This window comes from Undibacterium sp. CCC3.4 (assembly GCF_034347425.1).
Lineage (GTDB): Bacteria > Pseudomonadota > Gammaproteobacteria > Burkholderiales > Burkholderiaceae_D > Undibacterium.
The window spans coordinates 2,550,336-2,563,604 of sequence record NZ_CP133779.1; the positions used below are offsets into that span (position 1 = coordinate 2,550,336).

Annotated in this window: 8 protein-coding genes; 4 read left to right on the forward strand and 4 right to left on the reverse strand. The window is 55.1% G+C overall.

Features of this window, described 5'->3' with window-relative positions:
• Positions 1-118: 118 nt before the first annotated feature.
• Positions 119-4,123, reverse strand: a complete 4,005-nt coding sequence (locus tag RHM61_RS11360; RefSeq protein WP_322247427.1) for an Ig-like domain-containing protein — start codon at positions 4,121-4,123, stop codon at positions 119-121.
• A gap of 272 nt (positions 4,124-4,395) precedes the next feature.
• Here RHM61_RS11360 and RHM61_RS11365 point away from each other — a divergent pair, with 272 nt between their 5' ends.
• Entirely contained in the window at positions 4,396-4,638 is a 243-nt protein-coding gene (locus RHM61_RS11365; protein ID WP_322247428.1) for a hypothetical protein, read from the forward strand.
• Positions 4,639-5,315: 677 nt separating this feature from the next.
• Here the strand turns inward: RHM61_RS11365 and RHM61_RS11370 are convergent.
• Complete coding sequence (locus tag RHM61_RS11370; RefSeq protein WP_322247429.1) at positions 5,316-5,975, reverse strand: DUF4136 domain-containing protein; 660 nt, start codon at positions 5,973-5,975, stop codon at positions 5,316-5,318.
• 281 nt (positions 5,976-6,256) lie between these two features.
• Between RHM61_RS11370 and pepN the strand changes: the two genes are divergently transcribed.
• On the forward strand, positions 6,257-8,941 hold the full coding sequence (gene pepN / locus RHM61_RS11375; protein ID WP_322247430.1) for an aminopeptidase N: 2,685 nt from the start codon (positions 6,257-6,259) through the stop codon (positions 8,939-8,941).
• Positions 8,942-9,010: 69 nt separating this feature from the next.
• Positions 9,011-10,018, forward strand: a complete 1,008-nt coding sequence (locus RHM61_RS11380) for a class 1 fructose-bisphosphatase (protein ID WP_322247431.1) — start codon at positions 9,011-9,013, stop codon at positions 10,016-10,018.
• A gap of 406 nt (positions 10,019-10,424) precedes the next feature.
• Here the strand turns inward: RHM61_RS11380 and RHM61_RS11385 are convergent, their stop codons facing one another.
• Together RHM61_RS11385 and RHM61_RS11390 are read right to left on the reverse strand one after the other, a co-directional pair.
• Positions 10,425-11,183: a hypothetical protein gene (locus tag RHM61_RS11385; RefSeq protein WP_322247432.1), complete on the reverse strand. Its 759-nt coding sequence runs from the start codon at positions 11,181-11,183 to the stop codon at positions 10,425-10,427.
• Between the two features lie 87 nt (positions 11,184-11,270).
• Complete coding sequence (locus tag RHM61_RS11390) at positions 11,271-12,350, reverse strand: MBL fold metallo-hydrolase (RefSeq protein WP_416200176.1); 1,080 nt, start codon at positions 12,348-12,350, stop codon at positions 11,271-11,273.
• A 165-nt stretch (positions 12,351-12,515) separates the two neighbouring features.
• Between RHM61_RS11390 and RHM61_RS11395 the strand changes: the two genes are divergently transcribed.
• Positions 12,516-13,127: a TetR/AcrR family transcriptional regulator gene (locus RHM61_RS11395; protein ID WP_322247434.1), complete on the forward strand. Its 612-nt coding sequence runs from the start codon at positions 12,516-12,518 to the stop codon at positions 13,125-13,127.
• Positions 13,128-13,269: the final 142 nt, after the last annotated feature.

The window sequence follows — 13,269 nt, forward strand, 5'->3', positions numbered from 1 at the left end:
CAGCATCACATTGCTGCCATGCTGACCGTGGCGATGAAACTGGCGGCAAACCTGTTACCGCAGCGTGCTCAGTTGTTTGTGAGTTGGCCGCGGATGGGCTGCTTGGTGCTCAGTCGTATCAATACATCAGGCCGGCCTCTTGTTGCTGCATCAATTGCTCGATTTGGCAAGCGCTCAGATAAGCGGCGCTGGAGGCGGCCGCCAGCGTTTCCGATAGCGATGCTGGCGTGGACGCCGGCGCGAAGACTGGCAGATCGCTGAACTCTGTTGGCGCGGCTGCCAACAGTTGCTCGATGGAAAACGGCAGTGTTGCGAGTTGCTTGACTGCGACCTCTGCGCCGACCGGCAGTGTTGCTTCGGCCGTTTGCGGTTCTGCGGTGCTGCGTTCGCCATCGGCCAGTTGTTCGATACCGGACAGTTCTTCTTGCGCGAGCGGCGCGGCGCGATGCCAGCTTGAGCCTTCCGGCGCGACACTGGCAAAAGTGCCACTGACCGGGCGACTCCAAGTGGCGTCAGCATGCGCGGCGTTCCAGTCGCCGGGTTGACCGGTGGTATCGTTGCTGATCGAAGCTTCGAAACGATAATTGCCTTCCAGCAGCCAGCCTGGTCCGTAGCTGAAATTCCCTTCCGGCAGCGAGACAACGCTATCCTGTATCAGATCACCGCCGTCATCGTAAATTTTGATGTGGAGCTTGCCACGGTGCGATGAGGTGAAATAGATACGCGGAAAATCATCGTCCGCTACCGCATGTCGTACGACAAGGCTCAGATGATCAACGCTGGCCAGATAATCGGTGGCATCGAGTTGGAAGTTCAGCGGATCGCTGAATTGGCTGGTCTTGCCGTTCAGATCGGTTTCGGTGATGCGGAACTGATGGGCACCATTCCCTAAATCCTGCATCAGATCAGCGCGCCATTTACCGCATGAATTAATGACGTTGGTCAACAGCAGGGTGTCGCCATCGTAGATGCGAATCACATGTCCTGGGATGCCGCTGCCTTGTAAGACCGGGCGCGGATCATCAATGGTGTCACCTTCTTGCAGTTGGCTGTAGCCCTTGATTCTATCCCAGACGTCGAAGCTCGGTTTCGCCGGTGCATCAATGTCGATCTCGACGACAGGGGTAATCACCGGCGCTGCGGCGATGCTGAAATCCATGCTGATGGTTTGCTCCGGATTGCCGGCCAAGTCGTAAGCGCTGATCTGGAAGCTATGCGCGCCACTCGACAGGGCTTGCGGCAGCGGGAAAGTCCAGTTGCCATCGCCATCGATTTCGACGCGGCCGAGTAGCACATTGCCCTGGCCTTCGATGCGGATAAAGTCACCGGGCGTACCTTTGCCTTGCAAAACAGGGCGGGTATGGGTACTGGCAAGCGTGCCGCCGGAAGCGAGCTCGATGCCGGCTTCATTGATGACGCTGCAGCTTGGTGTGGCCGTGGCGGTAGCGTCGAGAGTGAAGCTGACCGGTTCGCTGGCGGCGCTGTGTGTGACTTGGGGGCTTTGCGTGCCTGGCGCTTTGGCGGTGTGGACGGTGATGGCGCTAAAGCTGTAGCTACCGTCTGTCAGCGTGGCGCTGAGCGGGAAAGTCCAGTTACCGTTTTGATCGACGTCGGCGCTGCCGATTTCTGTATCGTTGGCAGAAATGTTGACGCGGGTGTTGCGCAGGCCAGTGCCGGTGAGGATAGGCTGGGAATTGTTGCTCAGCGCTGCCTCGGCCAGGCCGACGATGGCAATGGTGGGCGCTGCGGGCGGGATGGTTAAATCGACAATGATGGATTGCACCGGATTAGCGGCCAAGTCGTAAGCGCTGATTATGTAACTCTTCGCGCCAATCGACTGGTGGTTTTTGAACTGGAAAGTCCAGTCGCCGTTGTCATCGATTTGAACGGTGCCGTATTGAACACGCCGACTGTCTGAGATGCGAATAAAGTCGCCAGGCGTACCTTTTCCGTGCAAAACAGGGCGGGTATCGGTGGCGGCAAGCGTGGCACCGGAAGTGACGTCGATGCCGGCACCCGTGGTGATGAAGACCTCCGTCGGTGCGGCCGTGGCGGTAGCGTCGAGAGTGAAGCTGACCGGCTCGCTGGCGGCGCTGTGCACGACTTGCGTCTGGCTGGCGTCGATGGCGATGGCAATAAAGCGGTAGGTGCCGTCTGTCAGCGCGCTACTGAGCGGGAAAGTCCAGTTGCCATTTTGATCGACGTCGGCGCTGCCGATTTCATTATCGTTGGCAAAAATACTGATGCGGGTGTTGCGCGGGCCCGTGCCTTTGAGGGTGGGCTGGGAATGGTTGCTCAGCGCTGCCGCTGCCATGCCTTCGATGAAGATGGTGGGGGCTGCGGGTATGTTCAGTGGAACGGGGGCGATACTGAAGGCCATGCTGATGGTTTGCTCTGGATTGCCGGCCAAGTCGTAAGCGCTGATCTGGAAGCTATGCTCGCCACTCGACAGGGCTTGCGGGAGCGGGAAAGTCCAGTTGCCAGCGCTATCGATTTTCACGCGGCCGAGTACCACATCACCTTGGCCTTCGATACGGATAAAGTCACCGGGCGTACCTTTGCCATGCAAAACAGGGCGGGTGTGGGTGCTGGCAAGCGTGCCGCCGGAAGCGAGCTCGATGCCGGCTTCATTGATGACGCTGCAGCTTGGTGTGGCCGTGGCGGTGGCGTCGAGTGTAAAGTAGACCGGCTCGCTGGCGGCGCTGTGCATGACTTGCGCCTGGCTGGTGTCGATGGCGATGGCGCTAAAGCGGTAGGTGCCGTCTTTCAGCGCGGCGCTGAGCGGGAAAGTCCAGTCGCCATTTTGATCGACGTCGGCGCTGCCGATTTCTGTATCGTTGGCAAAAATGCTGACGCGGGTGTTGCGCGGGCCCGTGCCTTTGAGGGTAGGCTGGGAATGGTTGCTCAGCGCTGCCTCGACCACGCCTTCGATGGCAATGGTGGGGGTGGCGGGGGGGATCAGCGGTACGCTGGTGTCGAGGTTGAAATCAAACTGCTCGCTGAATTCACTGTGATTGCCGGCGGCATCGCTTACCCGGATCTTGAAGTGGTATTCACCATCATCAAGTGGTGCATCGAACTCGAACTTCCAGCTGTTATCGTCCGGATTGACGGTGGCAATACCGAGTTCTGTGACGCCGTTGTAGATGGTGACGGTAGCGCCGATTTCTGCTTGGCCTTGCAGTTGTGGCAGCATGCAGTCAGTCAGTTCTGACAGCGGTTGCGCTTGCTCGTCGGTGACCGTAAATGTTGGTTTTGCCGGCGGCGTGATGTCGACGGTGAACTGGAAGGGCGCGCTTGCTGCGCTGACATTATCTTGGTAGCTGGCGCTCACGCTGACGCTGTGCTGACCTTCGGAGAGTGAGAGTTCCTCGGGCGGGGCGTAAAACCAGAAGCCGCTGTCATCGACCTCGGCTGTGCCGCTCAGTTTGCCATCGATATAAATATGGATGGTGTGCTTGGCCAGCGTTGGATCGGTATAGCTCAGTTGCGGCTGAATCGAGCTGGCATAGCCATTGGCTTGCACCAATGCGCCCAGATCATCGAACATTTCGAAGGCGGGTGGTGCAATCACTGGGGCTGCTTTGGTGGCGACGGTGAAGTTGACGGCTTCGCTGGCGAGGCCAGTGGCGCGGCCAATGCCGCTGACGACGATGGAGAGGGTGTGCGCGCCATCTTCAAGGGTTGGCACGTAGGTCCAGGAACCGTTAGCCTTGGCTTTGACGCTGGCGATCTGCTGGCCATGGTTGTAGATGGCGATGGTGTCGCCTGGTCTGGCGTTGCCCATCATCATGGTGGTATTGTCGTCGGTGCGGTCGCCATTGTTAATTTGGCCGGTTTGCTTGCCTTTGTTATCGAGCAGGCGGAAGGCCGGTGCGCTGGGCGCTGCGAGATTGACTGGCGTTGCGGTGGCGGCCGGCGCGGTGACTGTTGGGGCGGCGTCGACATCGGCGAGCAGCTTGGACTTGGCTTTATCGGCGGATGGACGGGGTGGTCGTGCTGCTTCAATGGTGTGAGTGGAGACGGCCAGCGCCGGTGCTGCTGTGCCGTGTGGGGCTGACTTGTCAGTCATTTCCTGAGAAGTTGGCAGCTTGATTTTCTGTTTCAAAGTAGATGGCTCCATAAAATTTTTCATGTGATAAAAAAAGTTTTTTTAGAGGAAAGCGCAGATTATTTTCTGATCTGCATTGCTTTCTTCCGTCTGTGCGGCATACATACAGGGGGTAATCGCGGCTGTTCGCAGTTGACTTCGGCACACTTGCTGATAAGACGAAAAGCGCTGTCAGTGTCGGGTCGAGATACCTAATATGCATGTATAATTGTAAAGACGGCTCACATCTCTTACGATCAGACAGTTACTGGTTTTGAGATTGAATCAATAGGATTCGTATTGAAATGTTTCAAGGGGTTTGCGCGTTTTTATTTAACGGTGTTACCGTTGCGATTTTTTTTTGCGTCAAAAATGATGCTGAAATGGCTAGAAAACTGGTTTTTAAAGTGCGCGCAGAAGTGCGCCGCAATCCTTGGCGGCAGCGGCGAACAGGACGTCTCTACCTGAGAGCAGCTCGGTCTGAAGCCAGCGTGCTGGCTATGGGGCTCGACACGTTTGTACTATTTAGTCATCAAAAATCTGACTAGGGTTTGAAACCCCGGCCTTCAGAGGCTGTCGCAAAAGCCTGATGGACGATTTTTATATCTGAAACACCGCATACCGCGTCTTTCCCGCATGCCACAGCCTCGTCATTCCTGCATGCCACAGCCTCGTCATTCCCGCATGCCACAGCCTCGTCATTCCCGCATGCTTTTGGCGGGAACCCAGTGTCGTTTTCAGCGCTGAAAACACCATCATTTCTGGCATTTTCAGTTAACCACGAACGCCGCTGGGTTCCTGCCAAAAGCGCGCAGGAATGACGTGGCCACCCGTTAGGGTAATGATACCGACTCAATACCCTAACGGCAGACATGTCACTCCCCGTGCTCTCGCCTCGTCATTCCTGCGTAGGAAGGAATCGAGTGGCACGTCAGTGCCTTCAGGGTAAGAGGTCGATCAAGGGCACTTTTTTCTGTGAAATGAACACCTCCTGCTGCGCCTGAGCAGCACAGATATCACAGATATAAAGGGCGTGTACGCGCCACTCGATTGCCGCCTGCGCGGCAATGACGAATTGGGCGAATGGGTGGGCGCGTAATCGACCTGACTTGTGGGTAATGATCAGGCTTTTGCGACAGCCTCTTGGGGCCGGTGAGCGACGAAGGAGCGACGCGATGGGAGGGGATGCAAACCCCTTCCAGAGTCTTTTCCATCGGCACTGCCCTTACCTGCTGGCCGCGGCCGGTTCGGCTTTGTGCAAGGGCAGTTCCAGTGTCACGGTGCTGCCATTTTTTTGCGGAAAGCCGTACAGCGCACTCTCGATCAGATAAGGCATGTACTCACTGATGTGCGGCGATACTTGTTCGCTGCTGACTTTGATGTTCGCCAGTTTGCGCTCACTGTCGACTTCACTCATGGTGATGTCGAGTTGGTGCAGATAATAAGGGTTGACGCTGAGCTCAAGCGGACGCGGCGCAAATTGGCGCAGACCGAAGTAGGGTCCGTAGCTGCCGTAGGGGCCGTAATAATAGACATGGCTGAAATGCATGCGCCAGTACGGGTCATACATGCTCGGTTGCCATAGCGGCATAACTTGCACTTCGCTTAAGCTGCTTGCATATTGCATGCCGATTTTCAGATTCGGCTTGGCACCGAGCGCTGCTTCGGAGAATCCATGTAAGCCTAACTGCTGGCGCAGTGTATTTTCATAAAATTTGTATTCAGGATTATTTTCCTGCGCCGGCGCGCGTTCCAGAATATATGTGGTGTTCTGCGCATTGGCCGGCCATTCATGAAAACTGCTGACCTGACTGGTAAAGGTGCTGGCACAGCCGCTCAAGAATAAAGTGAGCAGCATGACCCCGGCAGGGATAAAACGTTTCATCATCAACTCCGTATCTGGTGACAGTTTTGGTCTGATCTCTATGATAGAGCGAAAGCGGCGGCATTGCTGTATCGGTGTGTAAGTATCAGACCGCGGCGCACGCAAACGGTTCCTCAGAACGCACACAATGGCTGAAAATCTGCCCTTGTCTGGTCGATTAAGGCTAAATCGTCGAAATTTTGGTGGTTTTTATGCCTTGCGCTTCATCAATTGGTAAAATGCGGGTCTGAGCAAGGTTCACGAGACTTTGATCTTTCCCTAATTTTCCAGAGACCACTCCCATGCGTAACGATATCGCGACTACCCCGACTAGCATTTTTCGCAAAGATTATGTCGCCCCCGGCTTTTGGGTTGACACCGTGGAAATGGGTTTTGACCTCGATTTGCAGGCAACCCATGTCGCTACCCGCATCACTCTGCGCCGCAATCATGACAGCAGCGAGCGCGATCTGGTGTTGTTCGGTGCTTCCTTGAAGTTATTGCAATTACGCATGAACGGCGTGAATCTGAAAAAATCGGCTTATCGCATCGATGGCGAAACATTGCGTATAAGTAATGCTCCTGATGAAATCTTGCTCGAAATTGAAACCCTCATCAATCCGCAGAAAAACACCTCGCTCTCGGGTTTGTACGCGTCCAATGGCAATTTGATCACGCAATGCGAAGCCGAAGGCTTCCGCAAGATCACTTGGTTCCCCGACCGTCCCGACGTGATGGCGAAATACACCGTGATGTTGCGCGGTGATAAAAAACAATTCCCGGTCTTGCTCGGTAATGGCAATTTGATCGATCACGGTGATCTCGGTGATGGCCGCCATTTCGCCAAATGGGAAGACCCATTCAACAAACCTTCTTATTTGTTCGCGCTGGTCGCCGGCAAGTTGGTGTGTCAAGAAGAAAATTATCGTCTGCAGTCGGGCCGCAAAGTTTTGCTGCAAGTCTGGGTTGAGCCGGGAAATCTGGATAAAACCCAGCATGCCATGGATTCACTTAAAAACAGCATACACTGGGATGAGCAACGCTTCGGTCTGGAGCTTGATCTCGATCGCTTCATGATCGTCGCTACCAGCGACTTCAATATGGGTGCGATGGAAAACAAAGGTTTGAATATTTTCAACACCAAGTTTGTCCTGGCCAACCCGAGTCTGGCAACCGATATCGATTACGCCGGCATTGAATCGGTCGTCGGACATGAGTACTTCCATAACTGGACCGGTAACCGCGTCACTTGTCGCGACTGGTTCCAACTCTCGCTCAAAGAGGGTTTGACGGTCTTCCGCGATCAAGAATTTTCGGCCGACCTGGTCGGCAGTGCCACCGGGCGCGCCGTCAAGCGCATCGAAGACGTGCGGGTATTGCGTCAGGTGCAGTTCTCTGAAGATGCCGGTCCTATGGCGCATCCGGTGCGGCCTGATTCCTTTGTGGAAATCAATAATTTTTATACCGTCACGATTTACGAAAAGGGCGCCGAAGTGGTGCGCATGTATTACACCCTGCTCGGTCATGATGGCTTTCGCAAAGGCATGGATTTGTACTTCGCTCGGCATGATGGCCAAGCCGTGACCTGCGATGATTTCCGTGCCGCCATGGCCGATTCCAGCGGCCGCGATCTGAGTCAATTCGAACGTTGGTACAGCCAAGCCGGCACCGCGCGCGTGCATGCCGTCGGCAGCTATGATGCGGAACAACGCAGTTATACGCTGACGCTGACGCAATCTTGCCCGGCTACGCCAGGGCAGGCAGAAAAACTGCCGTTCCATATTCCGGTCGCGCTCGGCTTGCTCGATGCTGCCGGCAATGATATCGCGTTGCACTGCGAGGCTTACCCACAAACGGCCGGTGCCACGTCGCTGGTGCTGGAATTGTGCCAAGCCAGCCAAAGCTTCCTGTTTACCGATGTGGCAGCCGCGCCGGTGCCATCGCTGTTGCGTAATTTTTCAGCCCCAGTGGTGCTGGACTACGACTACAGCGATGCCGATCTCAGCCTCTTGTTAGCGCATGACAGCGACCCGTTCAATCGCTGGGAAGCCGGCCAGCGTCTGGCCACACGCCGTTTGGTCAAGCTCACTCGCGCCGTGCAAGACGAGCTGCCGCTGGAACTCGATGAAGCCTTCATTGCCGCCCTACGCAGCACCCTCGCTGACACGACGCTCGATCCGGCGTTCCGCGAACTGGTGTTGACCCTGCCATCGGAATTGATGATTGCCGAACAATTTGAGGTAGTCGATCCGCAAGCGATTCATCGCGCGCGGCAATTCATGCGCAGCACGCTGACGCAGCATTTACGCGTCGAATTGCTCAGTGCGTATGAAAGTAATCTGACGCCCGGTAAGTACAGCCCCGATGCCGCTTCCATGGCCAAGCGCGGTTTGAAAAATCTGGCCCTGTCTTATTTGCTTGAGTGGGCTGACAGCAGCACGTTCGCGCTGGCACTGACGCAGTTCGACGAGGCGCAGAATATGACAGACCGTTTGGCGGCGCTGGCAGCACTGACGAATTTCAAAGGCAATGCAAGGCAACGCATACAGGCGCTGGCCTGCCTGAAGAAATTTTACCGCGACTTCAAACAAGAAGCCTTGGTCATCGATAAATGGTTTGCCTTGCAAGCCGTGGCCGATACCACTGATGTCGCCGTGGTGCGCGGCTTGATGGCGCACGCCGCGTTCACACTGGGTAACCCGAATCGCGCGCGCAGCTTGACTTTCAGCTTTTGCAACGCGAATCCGGCGCGCTTTCATGCTGCCGATGGCAGCGGTTACGCCTTATGGGCTGAACTGGTGATTGCTCTTAATAAAACCAACCCGCAAGTGGCGGCCCGTCTGGCACGCAGTCTCGACCGCTGGCAGAAATACCCGTTGGCCTTGCAAGAATTAATGAAAGCCGCTTTACGCAAAGTGGCCGACAGTAAAAAACTCTCGAACGATGTGCTGGAAGTGGTCAGTAAAGCCTTGGCCGCCGCCGCTTAAGCTTCGGCTTGTGTTATCTGCGCTTCGCCCTGCACGAAGCGCATCTTTTGTCTCTCAATAAGGATCATTATGAAACGTGTCAGCCTGACCCAGTATCTGGTCGAAGAACAGCGCCTCAACAATTCGATTCCGGCCGAATTGCGGCTTCTTATAGAAGTGGTTGCGCGCGCCTGTAAAACCATCAGCCATGCGGTCGGCAAGGGTGCGCTGGGAGAAGTTCTCGGCACGGCAGGCAGTGAAAATGTTCAGGGTGAAGTACAGAAGAAACTCGATATTTTATCGAATGAGATTCTGCTCGAAGCCAATGAGTGGGGTGGCCATTTAGCTGCGATGGCATCGGAAGAAATGGAAACCATCCATCCTATTCCTAACCGTTATCCTATGGGCGAATACATGTTGTTGTTCGATCCGCTGGATGGTTCGAGCAATATCGACGTCAATGTGTCGATCGGAACAATTTTTTCCGTGCTCAAAGCACCGGATGGGATGGCGGCACCGACTGAGCAAGATTTCCTCCAGCCTGGCAGCAAGCAAGTCGCCGCCGGTTACGCCGTCTACGGCCCACAAACCGTACTGGTTTTCACCACAGGGAACGGCGTCAATTGCTTCACGCTCGACCGTGAAATGGGTTCTTGGGTATTAACTCAGCGCAATATGCAAATTCCGCAGGAAACCAGTGAATTTGCTATCAATGCCTCGAATATGCGTCACTGGCATGCGCCGGTTACGCGCTATGTCGATGAACTGTTGGCGGGTAAAACCGGCCCGCGCGAACGCGATTTCAATATGCGTTGGGTCGCCTCCATGGTGGCTGACGTACATCGTATTCTGAATCGCGGCGGGGTTTTCCTGTACCCGGCCGATTTGCGTGAACCGGACAAGGCCGGCAAATTGCGTCTGATGTATGAAGCCAATCCTATGGCCTTCATCGTCGAACAAGCCGGTGGTGCTGCCACCAATGGCAGCGTGCGCATGCTCGATTTGCAGCCGACGGCTTTGCATCAGCGGGTACCGGTCTTCCTCGGTTCCAAGAATGAGGTGGAACGCGTTACTGCTTATCATCAAAAATCTGACTAGGGTTTGAAACCCCGGCCTTCAGAGGCTGTCGCAAAAGCCTGATGGACGCTTTTTTACACCTGAAACACCGTATACCTCGTCATTCCCGCATGCTTTTGGCGGGAACCCAGCGTCGTTTTTCACACTGAAAATGCCACAATTTCTGGCATTTTCAGTTAACCACGAACGCCGCTGGGTTCCTGCCAAAAGCGCGCAGGAATGACGTGGCCACCAGTCAGGGTAATGATACCGACTCACTACCCTTTTGCGACAGCCTCTTTTGGCCGGTGAGCGACGAAGGAGCGACGCGATGGGAGGGGATGCAAACCGCTTCCAGAGTCTTTTCCATCGTCGCTTGCGACGATCCATTAAGTTGTTCAGCAGTAAAGCAGAAGAAAAGCCGCGATCGCGGCTTTTTTTTCGGCTGCTACAAGTGAGTGACGAGGACATCGAGTTCCGGATTTCTAGTCCCGAATAGCATCGGCTCGATTCTCGGGCGCGTGGCGTGGTGGCTGGAGAGCCGAAATTGCGGACAACTGCGCACCCGCAGGAGTGATAAATGATGTTGCGGTTTGAGTGGCGGCCAATTGTGCTGCGCCTTGGGCAGGGTGGCATCGGTTTCGCTGAGCGTGAATTGCAGCGCGAGTGGCGCTGGGCTGGCGGCGACATCGAGCTGGTCGGGCAGACTTAATCTGCTCAATTCCTTGATGTCAGCTTGGCTGAACCCATAATCTTCGTCGGTGTAGACATACGGATCAGACGATATTTCAGACAGTGCCTCGTTAAGCGAGGTGTCGTCAAGCGAGGAACTCGATGATGCCGTAGGCTCAAGCACCGGCGTGTTGTTGTCAATGCGAGCCTCAGTTGCTGGTGCAGGTGCTGCGACAGTAAGGGGCGGCACAGCCAGCGATTTTGTTGGTATCAGAAGCAACTGGCCATTCGACATAATGAGTTGATTGGAATCAAAGGCGTATTGTTTCACCAAACGACCACGGAATTCCGGCAGATACAAGGCACCGTCGCGCATGGCTTTGCTTGGTTTTTCCAGTTTTACACTGGCTTCGTTCCGCACCGCACGCAACAGACGCACGAATGGTCGCTTGAGTGTTCGTGCGGATTTTATGATTGCGGCCCAAGCGCTGGCCGCGCGGGATGAGAAAGCCGAGGGGGAGAAGGGATGGGGCATGGCGGCGCAGGGAAGTAGCGAGGAATCCATTGTCTCGAATTGCTTGCGAGAAATCTTTCAGATTTTGACCATTTCTGCCAGCTTGGTTTACTCTGCCAGTGCCGCTTGCAAGGCCATCGGTTCGCGCCGGGTATGGGGAAACAACCACCAACGCTGGCCCACTTGCGGCTCGCTGATGTCGACCGCTTCCCCCATTTGTGGCGTACTGATGCGTACTTGCTGGGCCGCCGCCAGTGCCACGATACGCTCGAACGGCTCGTACCAGGCATGCAACGACAAATCGAAGGTACCGTTGTGAATCGGCAGCAAATACTTGCCGCGCAAATCGAGATGGGCTTGCAGCGATTGTTCCGGCTGCATGTGCACGTCGGGCCATTGTTCATCATAAGCACCGGTTTCTATCAGGGTCAGATCGAAGGGCCCGTAGGCATCCCCGATTTGCTTGAAACCGGGGAAATAGCCGGAGTCGCCGCTGAAGAAAATTCTTTGGTCGCGCGTCAGGATAGTCCAAGACCCCCACAAAGATTGATCGCAGTCGCTCAGGCTGCGCCCGGAAAAATGTTGTGCCGGCGTGAATACGAAGTCGATTTCATGCAAGCGGCGACTTTGCCACCAGCTCGATTGTTTGACCTTTTCCGCGGCAATGCCCCAACTGATCAAGCGCTCACCAACGCCGATGGGCGTGAGAAAAAATTCGACTTTATCGGCCAGTTGCAGAATGGCAGCGCGATCAAGGTGATCGTAATGGTCGTGCGATAACAGTACCGCTTTGATCGGTGGCAGGTCGGCGATGCTGATTGGTGCTTGGTGGAAGCGCTGCGGTCCCATCCATTGAAATGGCGAGGCACGCTCAGAAAACACCGGGTCGGTGAGGAAAAAAGCACCGTGCAATTTCATTAATAGGGTCGAGTGACCGAGCCGGTACAGGGTCTGGTCGGGGGCGGCGAGCAATTGAGCCAAGCTCAATTCATGCACAGGAATGCTGCCACTGGGCACAGTGTTCGACGGCTTATTAAACAGGAAACGCCAGGCGATGCGCAGTGTTTTCAAAAAACTTGGCTCTTTAATACGGCGCTGGTTGAGAAATTTTTTGCCTTGTTTCAGTGCCGGGCTTGGTGCCGGGTTTGGTGCCATTTCGTGCTGAGTGCGTGCGGTGTTCATGGTCATCCTGGTTGAGGCAGTGCGCGTAGGGCTGCTGCAGAAATGAAAGCGGGTGCCTGTGAGATTCCGTTCGGCAATATTACACTACACAGTGTAGTTTTATTTTAAGGAGAAGTAAACCAGCTAGTGTAAAATACTTGCATTGCAGGTGTTTCTCGATGGATTTTTTTTATGACTGTACCAGAGCGTCAGACTGATCGTAAACGCGCCGCCATTTTGCAGGCTGCGATAGCCGAATTTCGCCGCAACGGTTTTGCCGCCACCAGCATGGATCAGATTGCTGCCACGGCCGGTGTCTCCAAGCGTACCGTGTACAACCATTTTCCCGGTAAGGAAGATTTGTTTGAGGCGATATTGCTGCAGCTCTGGCACAGTGCCACGACCGAGCAACATTTGCTGTATCAGCACGGCGTGGCGCTCAGTGAGCAATTGCGGCCTTTTCTGCAAAGCAAACTGCACATGTTCGGCGATCTGGACTTCCTCGATCTGGTTCGCGTTGCCGTCGCGGCGACGATTCATACACCAGAGCGTGCCCGCGACATCGTCGACCGCCTGCGCGGGAGTGAAACTGCGATTGTCAGTTGGCTGCGCGCGGCCCAAGCCGACCAGCAACTACGTGCCGCTGATCCGGTACTGATGGCCGATATGTTGCTTGGGCAATTGAAATCGCTGGCTTTTTGGCCCCAAGTTGCGATGGGGCAGGCGGCGTTGGATGCGGTGCAGCAAGAGCAAGTACTCAGTGTAACGCTGGGTTTATTCCTCGCTTATTATCAAAGTAGCTGATAGTCGGAATTATCTTGCAGCAATCTCGGGTGACGGGTTTATAATTTCAGCCGCAGCGATGTTGCATTGCAATTATCACCTGTCAGGGCTTATTTCAGTATTTATGTGCATTTTTTGCGGAACCATGACTGTGTCGGCAAGT